Source organism: Onishia niordana, from assembly GCF_004798965.1.
Taxonomy (GTDB): Bacteria; Pseudomonadota; Gammaproteobacteria; order Pseudomonadales; family Halomonadaceae; genus Onishia; species Onishia niordana.
Genome location: NZ_SDSD01000002.1, coordinates 162,931 through 184,047 on the forward strand (window position 1 = coordinate 162,931; position 21,117 = coordinate 184,047).

Consider the following 21,117-nt stretch of genomic DNA (forward strand, 5'->3'; position numbering starts at 1 on the left):
CATGAGCGGCAAAAATGCCTCTCTTGCCATCAGTTTAAGGATTATTACGCCGTGCATGCCCTGACCCTTGCGTCGTTCGTGTTCTTCACCGGCCTGGTCGCCTTTATTACCTGGCGGATCACCCGGCGGGACGACCATCAAAGTACCCAAGGCTATTTTCTGGCAGGTCGCACTCTGACCTTCCCGCTGATCGCCGGCTCGCTGCTGATGACCAACCTGTCCACCGAGCAGATGGTAGGACTCAACGGTGCCGCCTTCAGCGATGGCCTTAGCGTCATGGCCTGGGAGGTCGTCGCGGTCATCGCCTTGGTGGCCCTGGCGCTGTTCTTCCTGCCGCGCTTTCTCAAGAGCGGCATCGCCACTCTGCCCCAACTGCTGTCGATCCGCTTCGATGCCGGCACTCAGCTGATCACCAATGTGATCTTTTTGATCGCCTACGCGGTCATCCTGCTACCGATCATTCTCTACTCCGGGGCCATTGGTCTGCAGGGCATGCTCGATCTGTCAGGGTTGACCGGCATCGAGTCCAGTAATGCTCTGCTGTGGCTGACGGTTTGGGTCGTGGGCCTGATCGGCTCGGTTTACGCGCTCTTTGGCGGCCTGCGCACTGTCGCGGTGTCCGATACGCTCAACGGTATCGGCTTGCTGGTCGGCGGCTTCGTGATCGTCTACTTCGGTCTGCAGGCGGTCAGCGACGACGGTGGCGTGTTTGCCGGCTGGGAGATCCTCAAGGAAACCAACCCCGACAAGCTCAACTCGATCGGTGGTTCCGACCAGCAGGTGCCCTTCTTTACCCTGTTTACCGGTGTCTTCCTGATCAACCTGTTCTACTGGACGACCAACCAGCAGATCATCCAGCGTACGTTCGCCGCCAAGAACCTCGCCGAAGGTCAGAAGGGCGTGCTGCTGACCGGCTTCTTCAAGCTGCTGGGGCCGCTGTACCTGGTGTTGCCAGGCATCATCGCCTACCACCTCTATGCCGATCAGGGCGTGGCCGCCGATGAAGCCTACGGACATCTGGTCTTCGACGTGTTGCCGCCCTACCTCACTGGCTTCTTCGCCGCGGTGATGGTCGGTGCCATTCTGTCGTCCTTCAACTCCGCGCTGAACAGTACCACCACCATCTTCAGCCTGGGCATCTACAAAGGGGTATTCAAGAAGGATGCCACCGAAGATCAGGTGGTTAACTGCGGCAAGGTGTTTGGCTGGATCATGGCCTTCATCTCGATGACCATTGCGCCGCTACTGGCCGGTCAGGACAGCCTGTTCGGCTATCTTCAGAAGATGAATGCAATCTACTTCATCCCCATCCTCGCCGTGGTGATCGTCGGCCTGCTGACCAAGCGCGTGCCGCCGCTGGCCGCCAAGATCGCTCTCATAGGCGGCTGTTTGTTGATCTTCGCCGGCTACTTCGTACCGCCGTTCAACAAGCTGCCGACCATCATGAGTGAGTTCCACTTCGTGGCCGCTGTCTTCGCACTGCTGGTTGCCGTAATGCTGATTATCGGCAAGCTGCGTCCCCGCGACACCGACTGGGTGCAGGAAGACAGCCAGGCCGTCGACCTGACGCCCTGGAAAGGTGCCGTACCCTCGGGCATTGTGCTGGTGATCCTGGTGATCGCCATCTATGTCGCCTTCGCCGGCTGATCGGCGAGTTTGTAAGCAAGCCTGCTCGATGCCCTGCCTTTCGGCAGGGCATCGTCGTTTGCGGCAGGCGTTGAGGGCAGTAATGTCTGTATCGGTGGGATATGGGTCATTGTGGACTTCACCTCGTGCACCCAAACTGCAGGACATCGCCCTTTCAGGAAGTCACGCATGCCCACCTCGTCTACCCCGGTCACGCCCCGCCGCATTGCGCTGCTTGCCTACCCCGATTGCCAGGTCCTCGACGTCTGCGGCCCTTGGCAAGTCTTCGCCAGCGCCAACGAGTGCGCAGGCCACGCCCTCTATGCCCTCGAGCTGGTGGCCCGCGCCAGCGGCCCCCTGACCACCAATGGCGGCCTGACAATAATGGCCGACACCGACTGGGCGGGACTAGACGCAACAGGCGCGCCGGATACCCTGCTGGTAGCCGGTGGCAGCGGCGTCTTCTCGCAATGCAGGGCCGGGCACCATATCGACGACCTACGCGAGATAGCTACGCGAGTCCGGCGTCTCGGCGCCGTCTGCACAGGAGCCTTCCTGCTGGCCAGAGCCGGGTTACTCGACGGGCACCGAGCCACCACCCACTGGCGTCATGCAAAGGCGCTGGCCCAGGCGCACCCAGAGGTGTGCGTCGAGCCCGACGCCCTCTATGTAGAGGACCGTGGACGCTATACCAGCGCGGGAGTGACGGCCGGCATCGACCTTGCGCTGTCACTGGTCGAGGCCGACCATGGCAGCGAGCTGGCCGGCCGCGTCGCCCGTGAGCTGGTAATGTTCCTGCATCGCCCGGGCGATCAGGCCCAATTCAGCGAGGTGTTGCGCCATCAGCAAGGCACGGCCGGCCCGCTACGCGAACTACTGGATCGGCTGCATGCCGATCCCGCTGCCGCTCACGATCTGGAAAGCATGGCCACTCGCGTGGCGGTCACACCGCGCCACCTGTCGCGACTGTTCCAACGTCATCTCGACACCACGCCCGGCGCCTATCTCACGCGCCTGCGCTTGGATAGTGCCCGGCGTCAGCTGCTTGCGGCTCGTCCCGCGCCATCCCTGGAGCGCCTCGCCGACCAGTGGCGGCTGGGCGGCGCCGAACAGCTGCGCCGGCTCTTCCATCGCCATTACGGCGTCTCACCATCGGTCTACCGTCAACGCTTCGGCGCTCATTCTTGCCAACTCGAGGACACATTCCCATGCCACTGAGTGTCTTGCTGCTTTCGTTGTGTCAGGCGCTTTTGATCAGCGGCAACATCCTGCTGATCGCCGTCTCGCCGCTGATCGGCGCTCAGCTCGCGCCCTCCTCCGCCTGGTCTACCGCTCCGGTGGCGACCCAATGGCTGGGCCTGATGTGTGCCACCGTGCCCGCCTCACTGATCATGGCCCGCTTCGGCCGGCGCCGAGGCTTTCTGCTTGGCAACCTGATCGGGCTCGCCGGCGTCGCGGCGGCCTGCGAGGCACTGATCCACACGGATTTCTGGCGTTTCATGCTCGCTACCTGGTTGCTCGGCATCGGCATCGGCTTTGGCCAGCTGTATCGCTTCGCCGCCATCGAAGTGGCGCCGGTGCACCATCGCGATCGGGCCATCGGCCTCGTCATGGGGGGCGGTGTGCTGGCGGCGTTCTTCGGTCCCTGGCTTGCCAATACCAGCCGTGGGCTTGGGGACACGCCCTTCCTGGCAAGCTTTCTGGGGCTCGGGGCGCTCTATGTCCTAGCGCTTCTGGTACTTGCCCTCATCCGCCTGCCGCCACCCGAGACAACCCATGAACCCGGCAGCGCACGTCCCCTGGGCCAGGTGCTACGTCAGCCGGCCTTCATCGTCGCCGTGCTGTCGGGACTGATCGGCTATGGCGTCATGAACCTCGCCATGACTGCCACACCGTTGGCCATGAACGCAGCAGGCCACGACTTTGCCCATGTCGCCACCACCATCCAGTGGCACGTGCTGGCGATGTTTCTGCCGTCTTTCTTCACCGGCCACCTGAGTGCGCGTTTCGGAGCGCGAACCATGATCGTGCTGGGTTGCCTGCTGCTCGCCGCGAGCGGCCTGGTGGCACAGATTGACCAGAGCATTGGCAGCTTCTACGGCGGGCTGATACTGCTAGGGCTTGGCTGGAACTTCACCTTCCTTCCCGCCACCGGCCTGCTCACCGAGAGCTACCGCCCGGCAGAGAAAGCCCGTACCCAGGCCACCAATGAATTCCTGGTGTTTTCTACCGTCGCCGTCACTGCCTTGATCGCCGGCCCACTAGTCAGCGAGCTGGGCTGGTCTCGTCTGAATGCCCTACTGATTCCGCTGTCGCTTGCGCCTATCCTGGCGCTTGCCTGGCAGCGACTTGCCAGCCGGGCGCCACACCCGCACATTGGAGGCTGAACTTTTCGCTGAACGGAACTCTCCCATGCGCCAGCCACTGGCTCGCGAACTTCATGATCTTATCGAACGCGGTCGTGACCGCCAGCTACGCCTGGCGGTCACCGGCCTGTCTCGTGCCGGCAAGACGGCTTTTCTGACCTCGCTGGTCCACCAGCTTCGCCACGCCGGGCTCGAGGCGCGCCTCGATCTGCTGCCCGCTGCCCGGGAGGGACGCCTGCTCGGCGCCAAGCGCATCGCACAACAGGACCTTGGTGTACCGCGTTTCCCCTATGACCCGGCCATGGCAGCGCTGGATGCCGCCCCCCCGCGCTGGCCCGACCCGACCCGCGGCATCAGCGAGCTACGTCTGGCGATCCGTTACCGGCCCAAACGCCGTGGTTTCCTGGGCCCGGAGGTCGCGACCCTGACCCTGGATCTGATCGATTACCCCGGTGAATGGCTACTCGACCTGCCACTCTTGGATCACGACTATCTCAGCTGGAGCGCCTCTCGCCCTCAGCGCGATGACGGCGAGTACGCGGCGCTATTCGCCGAATGGCGCTCGCTCGTGGCCGAACTCGACCCCGCCGCCACCGCCGACGAAGCGCATCTGGCAAGGATCGCCGAGGCCTACGCCACTGGCCTGCGGGCCGCCCGCGAAGCCGGCTTCGCCGATCTGCAACCCGGGCGCTTCCTGCTGCCCGGCGAGCTCGACGGCGCGCCGGTGCTGCAGTTCTTCCCGCTGCCCGGGCTTGGTGAAGATGATCTCGACCGGCTCAAGGCCCTGCCGGCTGACAGCGTCTATCAGACCCTGGCCAGTCGCTTCGACTATTATCAGCGGCATATCGTCAAACCCTTCTATCTGGACCATTTCCGGCGCTTCGACCGCCAGCTCGTGCTGGTCGACGTGCTCGGCGCCTTGAATGCCGGACCAGATCGTTTCGCCGACCTTTCCAGGGCGCTTGGCACGCTGATGAAGAGCTTCGATTATGGCCGCCGTAGTCTACTGTCGCGGCTGTTCACGCCGCGTATCGACCGCCTGGCCATTGCTGCCACCAAGGCCGATCATGTAACGCCGGAGCAGCATCCGCATCTGGTCACCCTGCTCGAAGCCCTATTGGCCGAACCGCTCAAGGACCTTCGCTTCGCCGACGTGCCGGTCAAGGCCTTCTCACTGGCGTCGATCCGCACGACCAGTGCCCATCGCGTCGAGCATCAGGGACGCAGTACGCCGGCACTGCGCGGCATCACTCTGGACAATGAGTCGGTGCTGGTCTTTCCCGGAGAGGTGCCGCCAAGGCTTCCCAATGCAGACTTCTGGGCTCGCCAGGGGTTTGACTTCCGCGCCTTCCGCCCCGCACCGCGAGGCGAGGGGGCACTTCCCCATATCCGCCTCGACGCAACCCTCGACTGGCTGCTCGGAGACAAGCTGCAATGACCGACCCCCGACCCTCTCAGCGCTTCACGGTCGATCCCACGCTCGAGACCGGCCTTGGCCAGCAGGATCCGCGCCCCGCCACGGCCTTCCCGGACACTCAGGCAAGCCGCCCTCTTGAGGAAGACGCGGCAGAAACCGACCTGGCCTCGAGCCTGGCCCGTCCACGGCGGCGACGCTGGGGGCTGATGGGCCTGTTGGGCAGCGGTCTGCTGTTGGGCGCCGTCGAGGCCGCCGAGTCCACCTTCACCGCCGCCCTGAACGGCGACTGGCTCGCCGGTGCCTGGAGTCTCCTGCTGCTCGCCGGTGTAGGTCTCGCCGGCAAGGCACTGACCAAAGAGCTGCTGCGACTGCGCCGCCTGCGTCGACATGGCGCCCTGCGCGATCATTTGGCCGAGCTTTCCCAGGCCAAGCCAGATGAGGCACAGCGTCTTGCCGAGTCGCTACGCGATAGACTCGGCCTGGATAGCGATCACCCTCACTGGCAGGGCTATCTCGCCGCACAGGACGATCATCACGGTGGCGCCGAGCAGCGTGTGCTGCTGGCCCACCACCTGCTCGCCCCCCGCGATCGAGAGGCACGGCGACTCATCGCCCGCATGTCGGGCGACACCGCCGTGCTGGTCGCGGCGAGCCCGCTTGGGCTCTTGGACATGGCACTGGTGGCGTGGCGCAACTTGGCCATGATCGACCGCCTGGCGCGCCTTTACGGGCTTGAGCTTGGCTATGCCAGCCGCCTCCGGCTCTTTCGCCAGGTACTCTATAACGTCGCCTTTGCCGGCAGCAGCGAGCTTGCCGGCGATATCGGCATGGAGTGGTTGTCGATGGATCTCGCCGGGCGGCTCTCGACCCGGGCCGCTCAGGGGCTCGGCGTCGGGCTGATGAGCGCGCGCCTCGGGCTCAAGGCACTGGGGCTTGCACGGCCCCTGCCCTTTGAAAACGGCGAGGCACCGCGGCTGGTCGAGCTGCGCCGCGAGCTGTGGCAACGCCTGTCCCGACTCGATGATGCTGCAAGCCAGAAGCGTGGCACGTCGACTGGCAGCTCTGATGACTAGTGTTAAGAGTGTTGACCGGGATCAAGTCAGCAAGGGGAGGTTTGGCTAGCATGGAAGGATATCCACCAAGGAGATGATGCCATGTTCAAGTCGGTCATGGTGCCCGTCGATGGGTCAGAACACGCCCGCAAGGCGCTCGAAGTCGCCTGCCAGCTGATCAAGAATAGCGATACCACCCTGCATATCCTGCATATTCCACAAGCGCTGGCACACGAGACCACGCTGATCTGGGGGCTCGGCGCGGTGACGCTGGAAACGACGTCAAACGAGCTTGAAAAATACGGCCGCGAGCTGATCGACCGGGCCGCCCGGGAAGCGACCGCCATGGGCGCCAAGCACGTCGACACGACCCTCGCCCAGGGCGAGCCCAGCCGCACCATCCTCGAGCAGGCCAAGCGACTCGAGGCCGATGCGATCGTGATGGGCAGCCGCGGGCTCGGCGACTTCTCGAGCCTGGTGGTAGGTGGCGTCTCACACAAGGTCAGCCACGCCGCCGAGTGCACCGTCATCACCGTGCATTAGCGCTGACGGGCCATATGTCGAGCATCAAACGCATCAGCCCCGCCAATCGGCGGGGCTGATGCGTGTTAAGCCGGTCGAGATTCTGCCTAACACACCCCAGGGGCCTCCTGAGCTCAGGCGAGCCGACCTTCGCTATCCGGGTCGAAGAGCACCGCCCGGCTCATGTCGACGCGAAGCGCCAGGCGTTCACCGGCCGCCGCCGGACACTTGGGCCCCACGCGCGCCGTTATTTCCCCTTCCCCCAGCGGCAGACGCAGCAGAATATCCGCCCCGGTAGGCTCGACGACCGTCACCCTCGCCTCGAGCAGTGTGCCCTCCTGCTGTCCCTCGAGCCGCGCGTCCTGCTCGCTCAAGTGCTCAGGACGCAGACCCAGCACCACCGGCTGGTTGAGCCGGCCAGCAAGCGCCGCGGTCACTCGGTTCCCAGGCCAGGGCAGCACCAGCGCCTCCTCCCCGGGGGTTTCGATACGCAGCCGGTAGTCGCCGACCTGCCCTTCGAGGGTCGCGGTGATGAAGTTCATCGACGGCGAGCCCATGAAACCGGCCACGAACATGTCGACCGGGTCGTTATAGACCTCGTCCGGCGAGCCAAGCTGCAGGATATGGCCGTCGCGCATCACCGCGATGCTGTCGGCAAGCGTCATGGCCTCGATCTGGTCGTGGGTGACGTAGACGATGGTGGTGCCCAGGCGCTGGTGCAGCTTCTTGATCTCGGTGCGCATCTCGACACGCAGCTTGGCATCGAGGTTGGAGAGCGGCTCGTCGAACAGATAGATCTGCGGCTCACGAGCCAGCGCCCGGCCCATCGCCACCCGCTGGCGCTGGCCGCCGGAGAGCTGGGCCGGCTTGCGCTCGAGCAGGTGGGTGATCTGCAGAAGGTCCGCGACCCGCTCGACGGCCTGCTCGCGCTCGGGCTTGGGCACCTTGCGCATCTCCAGGCCGAAGGCGATGTTCTGGCGCACCGTCATGCTCGGATAGAGCGCATAGGACTGAAAGACCATGGCGATATCGCGTTCGGCGGGCGTGCGCCAGGTGATGTCGTCGCCACCGATCAGGATCTGGCCATCGGTGACCGGCTCGAGGCCGGCGATGGCGTTCATCAGGGTCGACTTGCCGCAGCCCGAGGGCCCGACCAGGATCAGGAACTCGCCGGAGTCGATGGCCAGGCTGACGTCCTTGAGTACCCGGGTGCTGCCGAAGTCCTTGCGGACCTCGCGAATTTCCAACGCTGACATGATGATTACCTCGTTATTGTTCGCATCGTGATGGCTAGGCCGCGGCGACCGAGCGCCGCCAGTTTTCTAGAGCCCTCGGCGCTTTGCCCGAAGAGCACACCGGCCATGAATTCGCCATCAGCCCTTGACCGAGCCCGCGGTGAGCCCCCGCACGAAATACTTGCCGGCCAGCACATAAACCACCAGCGTCGGCAGCGCGGCGATCATCGCCGCGGCCATGTTGACGTTGTATTCCTTCACCCCGGTGGAGGTGTTGACCAGGTTGTTCAGCGCCACAGTGACCGGCTGAGTGTCATGGGCCGAGAAGGCCACGCCGAACAGGAAGTCGTTCCAGATCTGGGTGAACTGCCAGATCACCGAGACCACGATGATCGGTGCCGATACTGGCAGCAGGATGCGCCAGAAGATGCGGAAGAAGCCCGCGCCGTCGAGCTTGGCCGCCGACACCAGCTCGCTGGGCACCGCGACGTAGAAGTTGCGGAAGAACAGGGTGGTGAAGGCGATGCCGAACACCACGTGCACCAGCACCAGGCCCGCCCGGGAGCTCGACAGCCCCAACCAGCCAAGCGTCTGCGCCATCGGCAACAGCACCACCTGAAAGGGGATGAAGCAGCCGAACAGCATCAGCGCGAATACGAGCTCCGAGCCGCGGAAGCGCCACTTGGTCAGGGCGTAACCGTTCAGGGCACCGACCACGGTGGAGATGGCCACAGCCGGGATCACGATGGCGAAGGAGTTCCAGAAGTAGCCCCCCACCCCCTCGCAGCGCATGCCGGTGCAAGCCTCGCCCCAGGCAGTGATCCAGGGCGCGAGGGTCGGGTTCTCGGGCAGTGCCAGCAGGGTTCCAGCACCGATCTCGTCGAGCGGCTTGATCGAGGTCAGCAGCATGATCAAAAGCGGCAGCAGGTACACAAGCCCCATGACGATCAGCACGGCATAGAGCACCGCCCGGGCCAGCCGCGCGCCCGGGGTACGGCGACGAATCACGTTATCCATGGCGACGGCTCCGCAGTTCGGAATACAGATAGGGAATCAGGATCGCCAACACGCCGCCCAGCATCAGCATGGCACTGGCCGAGCCGAGCCCGATCTGGGCACGAGTGAAGGCATGGGTGTACATGAAGGTGGCCGGCAGATCCGTTGAATAACCGGGGCCGCCACCGGTCAGCGCCACCACCAGATCGAAGCTCTTGATGGCGATATGCGACAGGATCATCACCGCGCTGAACACCACTGGGCGCAGGCAGGGCATCACTACCCGGGCATAGATGCGAGGCAGGCTCGCGCCATCGAGCTGGGCGGCCTTGATGATGCTGTCGTCGATGCCACGCAGCCCGGCCAGAAACAGCGCCATGACGAAGCCCGAGGCCTGCCAGACGGCGGCGATCACCAGGGTGTAGACCGCCATGTCCGGATTCACCAGCCAGTCGAAGGTGAAGTTCTCGAAGCCCCAGCCGCGCACCATGGCCTGCAGGCCGAGGCTCGGGTTGAGCAGCCACTTCCAGACCACCCCGGTGACGATGAACGACAGCGCCATGGGATAGAGATAGATGGTGCGCAGGCTGCCTTCCTGGCGGATGCGCTGGTCGAGCAGGATGGCCAGCCCCGCGCCCAGCGCCAGGCAGATGGCGACGAACAGCCCGCCGAACACCATCAGATTGGTGGCGGCCACCCACCAGCGGTCATTGACCATTAGCTGGGCGTATTGGGCGAAGCCAACGAAGTCGTAGCTCGGCAGCATGCGCGAGTTGGTCAGCGACAGCACGAAAGTCCAGATCATGAAGCCGTAGACGAAGAACAGCGACACGGCGATCGAGGGCGCCAGCACCAGGCGCGGGATCCAATCGGTCAGCAAGCCAAGCGGCGAGCGCTGGGCTGACGCGCGCGCAGTGCGCCCCCGGGAAAGAGAAGTCGACATGAGTACGTCCTCGAGGCAATGGCCTCGTCAACCATGAGACGGGAGGAGCGCGCCCCGGACAGCGGGTCCGGGGCGCGCGGCGACGGGCCTAGAGCAGCGAGCTGCCGGCGTTCGCCAACCGCTCGGCGGCGGCCTCGGGCGTCATGTCCGGGTCGTTGAAGAAGTTGGTGACCACATCGAAGATGGCGCCCTGCACCGAGGCACGCACCGCCATGCCGTGGGCCATGCTGGGCACCAGGCCGCCGTTCTCGGAGGTCGCCTGGAAGTCTTCCATGGAGCGCTTTGCGCAAGCGTCGAAGTTGCTCATGTCGAGATCGGCGCGGGCCGGGATCGAGCCCTTGGCCAGGTTGAAGGCCTCCTGGAAGGTCGGCTCCAGCACCAGCCGCGCCAGGTCGTCCTGCGCCGCCTGCGCCTCATCGTCGCTGGCCTTGAACATCGCCAGGCTGTCGATGTTGAAGGTGAAGGCCGACTCGGTACCCGGCGCCGGCACACAGACATAGTCCTCGCCCGGTGTCAGGCCGGCGGCGGTGAACTCGCCCTTGGCCCAGTCGCCCATCAGCTGCATGGCGGCCTGGCCACCGATCACCATCGAGGTGGCGATGTTCCAGTCGCGTCCCGACATGCCGTCGTCCATCAGGGTGCGCATGCGCTTGAAGGTGGCAAGGGCGTCGATCATGGTCTCGCTGTTGAGCGCCTCGGGATCGAGCTCGACCAGCGCGCGGCGATAGAAGTCGCTGCCGGCCTCGGCAAGCACCACGGTCTCGAACACCGTAGCGTCCTGCCAGGGCTGGCCGCCATGGGCCAGCGGGATGACGCCCGCGTCGCGCAGGTCATCGGCGATCTCGAACATCTCATCGAGACTCGTCGGCACCTCGACGCCGGCCTCATCGAGCACCTGAGGATTGGCCCACAGCCAGTTGACCCGGTGCACGTTGACCGGCACCGCCACGTAGTGGCCATCGTGGCGCATGATGTTGGCGACCACCTCGGGCAACAGGCTGTCCCAGTCCTCGGCATTAGCCACGTCGTCGAGGTTGCCAAGCAGGCCAAGCTCGCCCCACTCCTGAATCTCCGGGCCCTTGATCTGCGCCGCCGACGGCGGATTGCCGGACATGGCGCGGGACTTGAGGACCGTCATGGCGGTTTCCCCGCCCCCACCGGCCACCGCGAAGTCCTTCCAGGTGTGGCCCTCGGCCTCCATCAGTTCCTTCAAGACATTGGCGGCACGAGCCTCGCCACCGGAGGTCCACCAGTGCAGCACCTCGACCTCACCGGCCTGCACCGGGGATGTGGCCACCGCGCCGGTGACCGCGAGACCGAGGAGCGTGTTCTTGAGCGGGAATCTCAGCAATGCGCGCATGGGGCGTGTCTCCATCGATTGTTATTGATTGTCGTGAGCCGATTCACTCGCGGCTGATGACACGCTACCCCATTCGAGGACAGGCGAGGGGTTACCTAGTGCTGGATAGTGTTGCGGGTTTCTTACACGACTGAAATATATAACCCATTGATTAAACTAAGGTATATAAACCAAAGGTCGCACTTTTCTCGCCCCCCTGCCACGCCCGGTCGAGGGCCCTCGAGGCCATGTTACCGAGGCAACCGGAGCCGGCCGACGCGGCGTCAGCTCAGTTCGTCATGATCGGCGTGACGCGACACCTTAAGGGTCACCACTAGGCCGCCGCCGGGATGGTTATCGAGCGTCATCTCGCCGCCATGGGCACGCAGGATGTGACGGGCGATGCCAAGCCCCAGCCCGCTGCCCCCGGTATGGCGGCTCCGCGAGGGCTCGAGGCGCACGAAGGGCGAGAAGACCCGTTCGCGCTGCCCCTCGGCGATGCCGGGGCCATGATCACGCAGGGTGATCGTGAGCATCGCGGCACTGTCGTCGAGGTGCACCTCGGCCCGCTTGCCGTAGAAGACGGCGTTCTCCAGCAGGTTGGAAAGGCAGCGCTTGAGCGCCAGCGGCTTGGCGGGCAGCGGCGCAGCCCGGCCGGTGACGGTCACCTCACCGCCCTGCAGGACCATCTCCTCGGCGAGGCCCTCGAGCAGCGCGCGCACGTCGACCGGCTCGATGGCCTCATGCAGGTCGAGCCCCCGCACCGAGGCAAGCGCGCCCTTGACCAGCAAGTCCAGCTCGTCGAGGGCGGCACAAAAGCGCTCGCGTTGATGGGCATCGTCGAGCATCTCGGCGCGCAGCCGCATGCGCGTCAGTGGCGTTTTCAGGTCGTGGGAAATGGCCGTGAACAGCCGCTCACGCTCCTCGACCTGGTGCTGGATGCGCCGCTGCATGCGGTTGAAGGCCAGCGCCGTGGCCGCCACCTCGCGGGGGCCGGTCTCGCGCAGCGGTGGGCTGTCCAGATCATCGCCGAGCTGACGGGCCGCCCGCGACAGCCGCGCCAGCGGCCGGGTGGCGCTGCGGATGCCGAGCAGTGAAAGCCCGATCACGGCAAGCAGCACGATCAGCGCCGCGAACAGGCGTTCGCCGGACAACCAGCCATCCTCGAAGAGCTCAGGCACCGGCAGCAGGGTCGCTACATAGAGCCAGCCCTGTGCATCCAGCGGCAGTTGCACAACCAGAATCGGCGGGTCGACGGGATCGAGCAGCAGGCTGTGACGCCCCCAGCGGGGCGGCAGGTCGTTGAGCAGCACCTCGTTGTTGAACAGCCGCAGGGTGTCGGGAGAGGAGAACTCGACGCGGGCGTTATCGACGCCGAGCTCGGAGGCGAGTATCTGGTGGAAGTTGTCGATCACCACCGATTGGGCGGCGCCCTCGCCGATATCGTCGACGGGAATGCGGTGATCGTTGACGCTGACGAAGAAACGCGTGCCGCCCATGTCGCGCAACTGATCGAGCACGACATGACGATAGTCGACCGGCAGCGAGCGAAAGAAACGCACCGTGGAGGCGACGCTGTAGGCGACGTTGCGGGAGAGTTCATCGACCTGCTCGAGGCGGCTGTCCCGGGCCTGATGGGTCCAGAGCGCGTAGCTTGCGAGCTGGGCGCCGAGTACCCCGACCAGCATGATCAGCACGAAGCGACCGCGCAGGCTGCCGGGCAGGCCCCGGGCCAGAGTGCGCCTCAGGCGGCGCCAGGCGCTGTTGTCGGCACCCGATGCCGCGCCCCTACCGGCGCCCACCTCGCCCTCGTCGGCGCCCGCGCTCACGTCAGCGCGTCCACCCGGGTGGCCAGCACATAGCCAGCGCCGCGTACGGTGCGGATCAGCTGGGAGTGCTGGGCATCCTCGCCCAAGCGCTGGCGCAGCCGACAGACATGCACGTCGATGGACCGATCCAGCGGCGGCGCCGGGCGCCCGCGGCTCAAATCATAGAGGGCCTCCCGGGACAGCACCTCTTCGGGGTGCTCGAGAAACACCTGCAGCAGCTGGAAATCGGCGCCGGACAGAGCACTACGCTCACCGTCGCCATCGATCAGCTCGCGGGTCACCCGATCGAGCCGCCAGTCGCCGAAGGCCACCAGACGCGCCTGGTCGGGGTGCGGCTCTGCGCTCTGCTCGGGCGGCCGGCGGGTACGCCGCAGCACCGCCTTGATGCGCGCCAGCAGCTCGCGGGGATTGAAGGGCTTGCCGAGGTAATCGTCAGCGCCGAGCTCGAGTCCCAGGATGCGATCGGTTTCATCGGCGCTGGCGGTGAGCATGATGATCGGCACCTCGCTGTCGCGACGCACCCGGCGACAGATCGTGAAGCCATCATCGCCGGGCAGCATCAGATCGACGATCAGCAGATCCGGCCTCTCGCCGACCAGCAGCGTCTGAAGCGCCTCGGCATCTTCCGCCATCAGGGTGCGATAGCCGTGTCGCCCGAGATAGTCGGCCAGCAGCTCACGGATTTCCGGATCGTCATCGACTACGATCAGGGTGGCGGGTGAATGAGTCATGGCAGCAAAAATCGCGACAGGGGCATGGCAGTCCGAGTCCATGGCGCCATCGAAGGTGCCAGGTGGCATTTAAGGCGGCCGTGATGATGATCAAGGCGGTATAACGCGATCATGGTGGATGCCGTGATGGCCCGGCAAGATGCTTGCGACCAAGGTGGTAAGTGGAATGCCCTCGCCTCGCCGCTCGATCGCCGAACCGGGCCGCCCGACTAGTCGAAGAAATGCTTACGCAGCGTGCGGGCGACAGCGGCATCATCGTGATGGCCGATGCGGGTGGCACGGGGCAGCCGCCCGGGCAACTCGGGATGGGCATTGGCCATCACGAAGGCCTGACCGGCAAGGTCCAGCATCTCGGTGTCGTTGAGGTTGTCACCGAAGGCCATGCAGGCCTCGGCCGGCAATCCCAGCCGCTCGAGCAGACGCGCCAGAGCGGTGCCCTTGTTGACCCCGCCGGCCATGATTTCGAGTGAGCCGGGCAGCGAATAGGTCAGGTGCAGGGCCGCCCCGTGGCGCGCCTCCACCGCCGCCTCGATAGCAGAAAGCGACGCTGGCTCGCCGATGAAGAGCACCTTGCCGACGCCGATGCCATCGAAGTCAGCGGGCTCGGCCACCCGATAGCCGAAACCGGTATGCGCATGCAGCGCGAGGAGCTCAGGCGCGGGGGCATCGATCAGCCAATCATCGTCGCGATAGAGATTCAGCCGCATGCCCGGCGGACGCTCCAGCGCGATCAGCTCGCGGGCCAGGTCTTCGGGTACGTGTTGAGTGGCCAGCACCGCATCGTCCGGCCCATGCAGGTAGGCGCCGTTGGTGCTGATGATATGGGCCGGCACGCCGAGCCGCTCACGTAGCGGCAGGATGTCACGATAATGACGGCCAGACGCAATGGCCAGATGGTGGCCGCACTCGGCGAGGGCCTGGAAGGTCTCGATGGTGTGGGCGTCCAGATCATGGTCGGCGTTGAGCAGGGTGCGGTCGAGGTCGGTGACGATCAACTGGGGGGACATGGGGGCTCCTTGGCAACTCAGTCGATAGCATACCCAAGGGAGTGACTGGCTGTCTGCGCCGAGGTCACTCAAGGCTATCACCAGCCGCGTGATGGAGAACACGCAAGCGCCGTACGCCCCCGCCCCGATTGGCGCAGGCGGGTGGAATCCGTATAGTGGCTCCCACTCTTCTCGCCATGTAAAAGTGTCCGATGCTCCAGAATAATTCCATGCTTGCCCAGCTCAAGCAGCAGATCCACGATACCACTCCCCGGGTCGAGGGCGTGATCAAGGCCACCGACAAGGGCTTTGGTTTCCTCGAGACCGACGACGGCGACTCCTACTTCGTGCCGCCCCCCGCCATGAAGCAGGTGCTGCATGGTGATCGCGTCAAGGCCATCCTCAAGGAAGAAGGCGAAAAGACCTCGGTCGAGCCGGATAGCCTACTGGAGATCGGCCTGCAACGCTTCGTCGCTCGGGTGCAGAAGCGCGAAGACCGTCTGGCCGTGGTGCCTGACCACCCGTCGGTCAAGAACGTGATCAAGTCGCGCATCAAGCGCAGCCTCGACGAAGACAGCATCGCCGATGGCGACTGGGTCGTCGCTCGTCTGGTCCGCCACCCCATGAAGGAGGGCGACCGCGGCTTCTTCGCCCAGATCGATGAGCTGGTGGCCAAGTCCGACAACCCGGCCGTGCCCTGGCGCGTGACGCTTGCCCGGCATGATCTTGAGCAGGCCTCACCGGAAGCCGGCGACGACTGGCCGATGGCCGATGAAGGCCTCGAGCGCGAGGATCTCACCGCCGAGCCCTTCTTCACCATCGATGGTGAGAAGACCCGTGACATGGACGATGCCCTGCGCGTCGAGCCCCTGGACAACGGCGGCTGGCGCCTGACGGTGGCGATCGCCGACCCCACCGCCTATGTCGATGAGAGCCATAGCGCCGACCTTGAAGCGCGTACCCGCGCCTTCACCGTCTACCTCCCGGGCCAGAACGTCACCATGCTGCCCGAAGTGCTGGCCGACGACCTGTGTTCGCTGTGGGAAGGCAAGGAGCGTCCGGTACTGGCCTGTGCGCTGGACATCGATGCCGAAGGCAACCTGGGCGACTATCGCTTCTTCGCGGCGACCATGACCTCCAAGGCACGCCTGGTCTACGACCATGTCTCCGACTGGATCGAGGGCAAGGGCGACTGGACACCGGATGAGGCCATCGCGCCGCAGCTCACCGCCCTGCGCGACCTGACCGAGGCACGCAGCGCCTGGCGCGCCGCCCATGCGCTGGTGTTCAAGGACCGTCCTGACTACGTCTTCGATCTGGACGACGCCGGCAATGTGCTGGACATCCGCACCGAAGATCGGCGCATCGCCAACCGCATGATCGAGGAGTCGATGATCGCGGCCAACGCCTGCTGCGCCGACCTGCTGGCGGACAAAGTCGGTCACGGCATCTTCAACGTGCACCGTGCCTTCGAGCCGGAAAAAGCCGATGCGGCTCACGAGTTTCTCGCTGACCAGGATATTCAGGTCGAACGCGAGGCGCTCATCGAGCTGCCGCGCTATCGCGAGCTCAAGCGCGAGCTAGAGGCCCGCGACGATGCCTGGCTCGATGTGCGCCTGCGTCGTTTCCAGGGCTTCACCAATATGTCCGCCCTGCCTGGCCCGCACTTCGGCCTGGGCCTGGCCGCCTACGCTACCTGGACCTCGCCGATCCGCAAGTACGGCGACATGGTCAACCATCGCCTGATCAAGCGGGTACTGAAGAATGAGAGCGCCCCGGCCGAGGCCAGCCAGGCGCTGACCGAGCAGCTCACCGAGCGTCGCCGCCTGAACCGCATGGCCGAGCGCGACGTCAAGGACTGGCTCTATGTGCGCTACCTGACTGAAGCGGCCAAGGAGCAGCAGGAGTTCGAGGCCGAGATCATCGCCATCAACCGCGGCGGCATGCGCGTGCGTCTGGTCGACAATGGCGCGACCGCCTTCATCCCGGCACCGTTGATGCACAGCGAACGCGACAAGGTGGTCATCGACGACAAGGAAGGCCGCATCCAGATCGAGGGCGAAGAACGCTTCAAACTCGGTGACATGACGCGCGTGGCGCTTACCGAAGCACGCGAAGAGACGCGCTCGCTGGTGGCTCGTCCGGTTGGCTGATCCACGCTGACCGACTGTGACACGACAACGCCCTGGCCACTGGCCAGGGCGTTGTCGTTTTCGCCCGTGTCTCGCAAGCTGGCAGGGACCATCGCGAAGCAGGGCTCGGCCTGATTCACAGCTGCTCCAGCAGCAGCCGGGCGCCCTGCTCCTTGAGGCGTGTCCAGCGTCCGCGCTGCCGGAACGTGTCGGCATCCATGTACTGCGCACGCTGGCAGTCATCGTCGAACTGCCCATCCAGCGTTGCCGTGACGGCATCAGAGAGCATCAGGGCGCAGCATTCCTCGTCCTTGCCCATCGAGCGATGATTGACGTTCACTGACCCCACGCAGGACAGCCGGCCATCGACGGTAATCACCTTGGCATGCAGCATGGTGGGCAAAAATACCCAGACCTTGGCACCAGCATCCAGCAGCCGCTCGATACTCGGCTGCCCAGCCAGCTGCGACAGGCGGCTATCGTTGTAGCGCCCCGGCACTAGCAACTCCACCTCGACGCCACGCTCGAGTGCCGAGACCATCTGTTCGACCAGGGCGTCATCCGGGGCAAAGTAGGCGGTCACGATACGCAGCCGAACATGGCTGACCGCCACCAGCGAGCGCAGCATGGCGGCGGATTCGGTCCAGCCGATGGTCGAGGATGCGCGCACGCACTGGACCAGCACGCCCTCCTCGTGAACCGGCGGTGCCTGACGGATCGGCTGCCACTGCCAGGCGCCACACTCGTTCCAGTTATCGAGAAAGGCCGAATGCAGCCCGATGACCGCTGAACCCGACACCCGCAGGTGCGTCTCGCGCCATTCGTCCGGCGTACGGGCGTCACCCTCCCACTCCTCGGCGATTCCGACTCCGCCGATGAACCCCAGGCGGTCGTCGCATACCAGGATCTTGCGGTGGGTCCGTTTGTCGGCCTGCCAGGGCCTCGGCAGCCTGATCGGCCGGAACAGGCGCACCTCAGCGCCGGCCTCACGCATCTGGGTCACCAGTTCGTCCGACATCTGCTGCGTTCCCACCGCATCCAGCACGACCCGCACCCGCAGCCCCTCGCGAGCCTTTCGCGCCAGGGTATCGGCGAAGCGCCGCGCGATCTCGCCGGTCCAGTAAACGTAGGTCACCACATCGATGCTTTCCTCGGCGGCCTCGATAGCCTTCAGCATGGCAGGAAAGATCTCCACACCGTTGCGAAGCACATCAACATGATTGCCGGTGGTGAATGGCGTACCCAGCGCGTATTCGAGCTCGGTGCGGTAATAGGCCTGTTCACGGGGTGATGCGGGGCCTGATCCTGACGTGGCCTGACTATCGAGCGAGCCAGCTTCCTGCGATTGCTGCTCGCATGAATGACGGTCACCTTGACGGCCGGAACCGGTATCAGATGGCATTACCACTCTCCTTGTCGTGTACGCGTATTGTCATATGTCTCATGCATGGCCACGAAGTGCTACCTATCGAGCAATAGACGGTATTCCGGGGGGAAGGCGAGCCCACTGTCGTCGAACTGTCGCATTGCGTCGTTATTCTCTGGCGCATGTTCACGGCAAAAGGAGATGGCCTTGTACCTCGCCGACGTCACCATGTTTCATGCCCCGGACAGCGGCGGCGTGCGCACCTATCTTCAGGCCAAACACCGTCACTTGGCGACCCTGCCAGGCGTCGAGGCAAGCCTGCTGGTGCCAGCCAGCGAGCGTCAGACCCTCGGTACCCTGCAAACCCTGCCCGCCTGTCGCCTACCGCTGGGGCAGGGCTATCGCTTTCCGCTTCGACGCCGCCCCTGGCGAGAGGCATTGGTCGAGCTTGGCCCGGACCTGATCGAGGCAGGTGACCCCTACGTTACCGCCTGGGCGGCGCTGGAGGCCGGCCAGCAGCTGGGCGTGCCGGTAGTGGGATTCTACCACTCCGACCTGCCCCGGCTGATGGGCGACCGTTTTGGTGCGCCGGTGGCCAGACGACTGCAACACTACGTGGCGGATCTTTATGGGCGCTTCGATAGCGTGTTGGTGCCCTGCCGCTCAATGGGCGAGCGACTCGCGGATTGGGGCATCGAGGGCATCCGCGTCCAGCCGCTGGGGGTCGACCTCGATACCTTTCACCCCCGCCGTCGCAACGGCCAATTGCGCCAGACGCTGGGGCTTTCCGACGCCACCCGGCTGCTGGTGTTCGCCGGGCGCAACTCCCGAGAGAAGAACGTCAATGACCTGCTGGCGACTGCCCGGCAGCTGGGCCGTGGTTATCACCTGCTGCTGATGGGGCCGGGCATGCCGACCCAGGTGCCCGACAACGTCAGCGTGATCAGTCGCTGCTGTTCACCCAACGAGGTAGCCCGTGCGCTTGCCAGTGCCGATGCCATGGTGCATGCCGGCACCCGTGAGACCTTCGGCCTGGTGGCCCTGGAGGCCATGGCCAGCGGCCTACCGGTAGTGGCCGCCCGGGCCGGTGCGCTTAACGAGAACGTGCCGCTGGGGTGCGGCGTGCTCTGCGAGCCTCATTCTCCGAATGCCATGGCCCGGGCCGTGGAAGAGCTTTTCCTCAACGATGCCGCAGCCATCGGCCGCCATGCCCGTCGCCACGTGGAGCGCCACTATCGTTGGTCAAAGGTGATCGATGGTCTACTCGACCACTACCGCACGCTGTCGCCAACGCTCGCCACCGACACTCACCGTGAGCATGGATAGCAAGCCGGCATACGTCGCTAAAGACGGCAATGCACTTTCAAGTACGCTCATGACAGCTTGCCGATGACATCGCATATTCAACGCCTTATGAAGAGATCGACGCAGGATTTGAGGCGCTTGCGCAGCAGAGTCATGCTGATCGTGGCCCTGCTGGTGGCGGCATTGATCCCAATGCTGCTCGATGGTCTGACGCCGTTTGCGGCGCTACTGGATTTTCCCCTCTCACGCCTGGCGCTGATGCTTGCGTTGGTCTTGGGCTGCTGGAATCTCAATGCACTGCGCCTGCGTTTTCTGCTTGCCGGTCGCGGCGGATCTCGCGGCCTTAGGCGAGCGCAGCAGGATGGCGTCCCAGCAGCTCCATCACCGACAGGCCGAACGCTGACCCGATTTTCATCCGCCCCCCTGGGACAGCGGCGTGCAGTTGCCATGGTGATGGCGACCGAGTGCGCCACTTGCGCCACACCCGGTGGTAGCGGCGGCCCCTTGACGCTGATGATGCTGCTCAAGCGTCACGGCGTGCATCCCGCTACCTCTTCCGGGCTATTCGTGATCGATCAAGTCTGCGACATGCTGTTTTTCCTGCTCGCCCTGGCAGCGATGGGCGGCTATGCCCTGCTGCATCCGAGTGCCTGGCACCGGCCCGAGCTGATACAGCTAGCAAGCGCGGTACTGGTGATGCTTCTGGTGATGATGGCGTTGCTACTGATCTATCTGCCCCGGGTACTGCGCCTGAGTCGTGTGCCGCTCAAGCACCTGGGGCTAAGCCAGGCGAGGCGTCGCCGTCTGAGCCGTCATATGCTGCACTTCCGCCAAGGGCTTGCCATCACGCTTGGCCAACCACCACTGCGGCTCACCGCCATCTTCGCTCTGTGCAGCACCCACTGGCTTGCCCGCTACAGCCTGCTGTACCTGACGCTGGATGGCCTAGGTGTCGACATCGCCTGGGTCTGGACCTTCATGGTACAGATGCTGGCCATGGCAGCCGGACAACTGAGTCTGCTGCCGGGTGGCGCTGGGGGCGTCGAGTTGACCATCGGTGCATTTTTACTCCCCACACTAGGCGGCGAAACCACCGCGGCCGCGATCTTGATCTGGCGTTTCGTTACCTACCATTGGTATTTGCTGGCAGGCGCCCCGGTGCTGGCATGGCTGGCCGGTAATGGCGGCCCCGATACCGCCACAGTCGGTGAGCGGCGACTCTCAGGCCGCCAAATCGACACATGACGTAGCACCTACCGAGTGCGCGTCCCG

The 21,117-nt window shown here is 64.9% G+C and carries 17 protein-coding genes; 9 read left to right on the top strand and 8 right to left on the bottom strand.

The annotated features are described in order from the left end of the window. Nucleotides 1–51 precede the first annotated feature (51 nt). The 6 genes from ETC27_RS04840 (at nt 52) to ETC27_RS04865 (ending at nt 7,004) form a co-directional block, all read left to right on the top strand. Nucleotides 52–1,647 carry a solute:sodium symporter family transporter gene (locus tag ETC27_RS04840; protein WP_136253880.1) on the top strand — a complete coding sequence of 532 codons (1,596 nt, stop codon included), beginning with the start codon at nt 52–54 and terminating at the stop codon, nt 1,645–1,647. Between the two features lie 168 nt (nt 1,648–1,815). Further along, nucleotides 1,816–2,844, top strand: coding sequence for a GlxA family transcriptional regulator (locus ETC27_RS04845; protein WP_136253881.1), 1,029 nt, complete (start codon nt 1,816–1,818; stop codon nt 2,842–2,844). Next, complete coding sequence (locus ETC27_RS04850; RefSeq protein ID WP_136253882.1) at nt 2,835–4,013, top strand: MFS transporter; 1,179 nt, start codon at nt 2,835–2,837, stop codon at nt 4,011–4,013. The genes ETC27_RS04845 and ETC27_RS04850 overlap by 10 nt, the downstream gene beginning before the upstream one ends. 25 nt (nt 4,014–4,038) lie before the next feature. Then, nucleotides 4,039–5,430 carry a YcjX family GTP-binding protein gene (locus ETC27_RS04855; RefSeq protein ID WP_136253883.1) on the top strand — a complete coding sequence of 464 codons (1,392 nt, stop codon included), beginning with the start codon at nt 4,039–4,041 and terminating at the stop codon, nt 5,428–5,430. Next, the gene (locus tag ETC27_RS04860) at nt 5,427–6,482 is read left to right on the top strand and encodes a TIGR01620 family protein (protein ID WP_136253884.1); all 1,056 of its coding nucleotides are present in this window, start codon (nt 5,427–5,429) and stop codon (nt 6,480–6,482) included. The genes ETC27_RS04855 and ETC27_RS04860 overlap by 4 nt, the downstream gene beginning before the upstream one ends. Before the next feature lie 81 nt (nt 6,483–6,563). After that, on the top strand, nt 6,564–7,004 hold the full coding sequence (locus ETC27_RS04865) for a universal stress protein (protein ID WP_136253885.1): 441 nt from the start codon (nt 6,564–6,566) through the stop codon (nt 7,002–7,004). Between the two features lie 113 nt (nt 7,005–7,117). On the opposite strand, the gene ETC27_RS04870 is transcribed toward ETC27_RS04865, so the two are convergent. The 7 genes from ETC27_RS04870 to ETC27_RS04900 all read right to left on the bottom strand — a co-directional run bounded on the left by ETC27_RS04870 (nt 7,118) and on the right by ETC27_RS04900 (nt 15,063). After that, complete coding sequence (locus ETC27_RS04870) at nt 7,118–8,239, bottom strand: ABC transporter ATP-binding protein (protein WP_136253886.1); 1,122 nt, start codon at nt 8,237–8,239, stop codon at nt 7,118–7,120. 117 nt (nt 8,240–8,356) lie between these two features. Beyond that, nucleotides 8,357–9,235 (bottom strand): carbohydrate ABC transporter permease, encoded by an 879-nt coding sequence (locus ETC27_RS04875; protein ID WP_136253887.1) that lies wholly within the window; start codon nt 9,233–9,235, stop codon nt 8,357–8,359. Continuing rightward, complete coding sequence (locus ETC27_RS04880; protein ID WP_136253888.1) at nt 9,228–10,157, bottom strand: carbohydrate ABC transporter permease; 930 nt, start codon at nt 10,155–10,157, stop codon at nt 9,228–9,230. Before ETC27_RS04880 ends, ETC27_RS04875 begins: the two co-directional genes overlap by 8 nt. Nucleotides 10,158–10,245: 88 nt before the next feature. Continuing rightward, a complete protein-coding gene (locus ETC27_RS04885) occupies nt 10,246–11,517 on the bottom strand; it encodes an ABC transporter substrate-binding protein (protein WP_136253889.1) in 1,272 nt (423 codons plus the stop codon). Between the two features lie 263 nt (nt 11,518–11,780). Next, entirely contained in the window at nt 11,781–13,184 is a 1,404-nt protein-coding gene (locus tag ETC27_RS04890; protein WP_136254198.1) for an ATP-binding protein, read from the bottom strand. 137 nt (nt 13,185–13,321) lie between these two features. Further along, nucleotides 13,322–14,056, bottom strand: a complete 735-nt coding sequence (locus ETC27_RS04895) for a response regulator (RefSeq protein ID WP_136253890.1) — start codon at nt 14,054–14,056, stop codon at nt 13,322–13,324. A 209-nt stretch (nt 14,057–14,265) separates the two neighbouring features. Beyond that, nucleotides 14,266–15,063 (bottom strand): HAD family hydrolase, encoded by a 798-nt coding sequence (locus ETC27_RS04900; RefSeq protein ID WP_136253891.1) that lies wholly within the window; start codon nt 15,061–15,063, stop codon nt 14,266–14,268. A gap of 191 nt (nt 15,064–15,254) precedes the next feature. Here ETC27_RS04900 and ETC27_RS04905 point away from each other — a divergent pair, with 191 nt between their 5' ends. Then, nucleotides 15,255–17,195 (top strand): exoribonuclease II, encoded by a 1,941-nt coding sequence (locus ETC27_RS04905; protein WP_136253892.1) that lies wholly within the window; start codon nt 15,255–15,257, stop codon nt 17,193–17,195. A gap of 115 nt (nt 17,196–17,310) precedes the next feature. Here the strand turns inward: ETC27_RS04905 and ETC27_RS04910 are convergent, their stop codons facing one another. After that, nucleotides 17,311–18,576: a phospholipase D-like domain-containing protein gene (locus ETC27_RS04910; RefSeq protein WP_136253893.1), complete on the bottom strand. Its 1,266-nt coding sequence runs from the start codon at nt 18,574–18,576 to the stop codon at nt 17,311–17,313. Nucleotides 18,577–18,747: 171 nt separating this feature from the next. On the opposite strand from ETC27_RS04910, the gene gpgS reads away from it, so the two are divergent. Together gpgS and gpgF are read left to right on the top strand one after the other, a co-directional pair. Then, nucleotides 18,748–19,866, top strand: coding sequence for an N-acetylglucosaminyl phosphatidylglycerol synthase (gene gpgS / locus ETC27_RS04915; RefSeq protein ID WP_136253894.1), 1,119 nt, complete (start codon nt 18,748–18,750; stop codon nt 19,864–19,866). A gap of 117 nt (nt 19,867–19,983) precedes the next feature. Then, nucleotides 19,984–21,090, top strand: a complete 1,107-nt coding sequence (gene gpgF / locus ETC27_RS04920) for a glucosaminyl phosphatidylglycerol flippase (protein WP_205742687.1) — start codon at nt 19,984–19,986, stop codon at nt 21,088–21,090. The last annotated feature ends 27 nt before the right edge of the window (nt 21,091–21,117 follow it).

Excerpts from the sequence above, each read along its gene's own strand:
- ETC27_RS04845 (WP_136253881.1), top strand. The coding sequence starts at position 1,816 with ATGCCCACCTCGTCTACCCCGGTCACGCCCCGCCGCATTGCGCTGCTT.
- ETC27_RS04850 (WP_136253882.1), top strand. The coding sequence starts at position 2,835 with ATGCCACTGAGTGTCTTGCTGCTTTCGTTGTGTCAGGCGCTTTTGATC.
- ETC27_RS04855 (WP_136253883.1), top strand. The coding sequence starts at position 4,039 with ATGCGCCAGCCACTGGCTCGCGAACTTCATGATCTTATCGAACGCGGT.
- ETC27_RS04860 (WP_136253884.1), top strand. The coding sequence starts at position 5,427 with ATGACCGACCCCCGACCCTCTCAGCGCTTCACGGTCGATCCCACGCTC.
- ETC27_RS04865 (WP_136253885.1), top strand. The coding sequence starts at position 6,564 with ATGTTCAAGTCGGTCATGGTGCCCGTCGATGGGTCAGAACACGCCCGC.
- ETC27_RS04870 (WP_136253886.1), bottom strand. The coding sequence starts at position 8,239 with ATGTCAGCGTTGGAAATTCGCGAGGTCCGCAAGGACTTCGGCAGCACC.
- ETC27_RS04875 (WP_136253887.1), bottom strand. The coding sequence starts at position 9,235 with ATGGATAACGTGATTCGTCGCCGTACCCCGGGCGCGCGGCTGGCCCGG.
- ETC27_RS04880 (WP_136253888.1), bottom strand. The coding sequence starts at position 10,157 with ATGTCGACTTCTCTTTCCCGGGGGCGCACTGCGCGCGCGTCAGCCCAG.
- ETC27_RS04885 (WP_136253889.1), bottom strand. The coding sequence starts at position 11,517 with ATGCGCGCATTGCTGAGATTCCCGCTCAAGAACACGCTCCTCGGTCTC.
- ETC27_RS04890 (WP_136254198.1), bottom strand. The coding sequence starts at position 13,184 with ATGCTGGTCGGGGTACTCGGCGCCCAGCTCGCAAGCTACGCGCTCTGG.
- ETC27_RS04895 (WP_136253890.1), bottom strand. The coding sequence starts at position 14,056 with ATGACTCATTCACCCGCCACCCTGATCGTAGTCGATGACGATCCGGAA.
- ETC27_RS04900 (WP_136253891.1), bottom strand. The coding sequence starts at position 15,063 with ATGTCCCCCCAGTTGATCGTCACCGACCTCGACCGCACCCTGCTCAAC.
- ETC27_RS04905 (WP_136253892.1), top strand. The coding sequence starts at position 15,255 with ATGCTCCAGAATAATTCCATGCTTGCCCAGCTCAAGCAGCAGATCCAC.
- ETC27_RS04910 (WP_136253893.1), bottom strand. The coding sequence starts at position 18,576 with ATGCCATCTGATACCGGTTCCGGCCGTCAAGGTGACCGTCATTCATGC.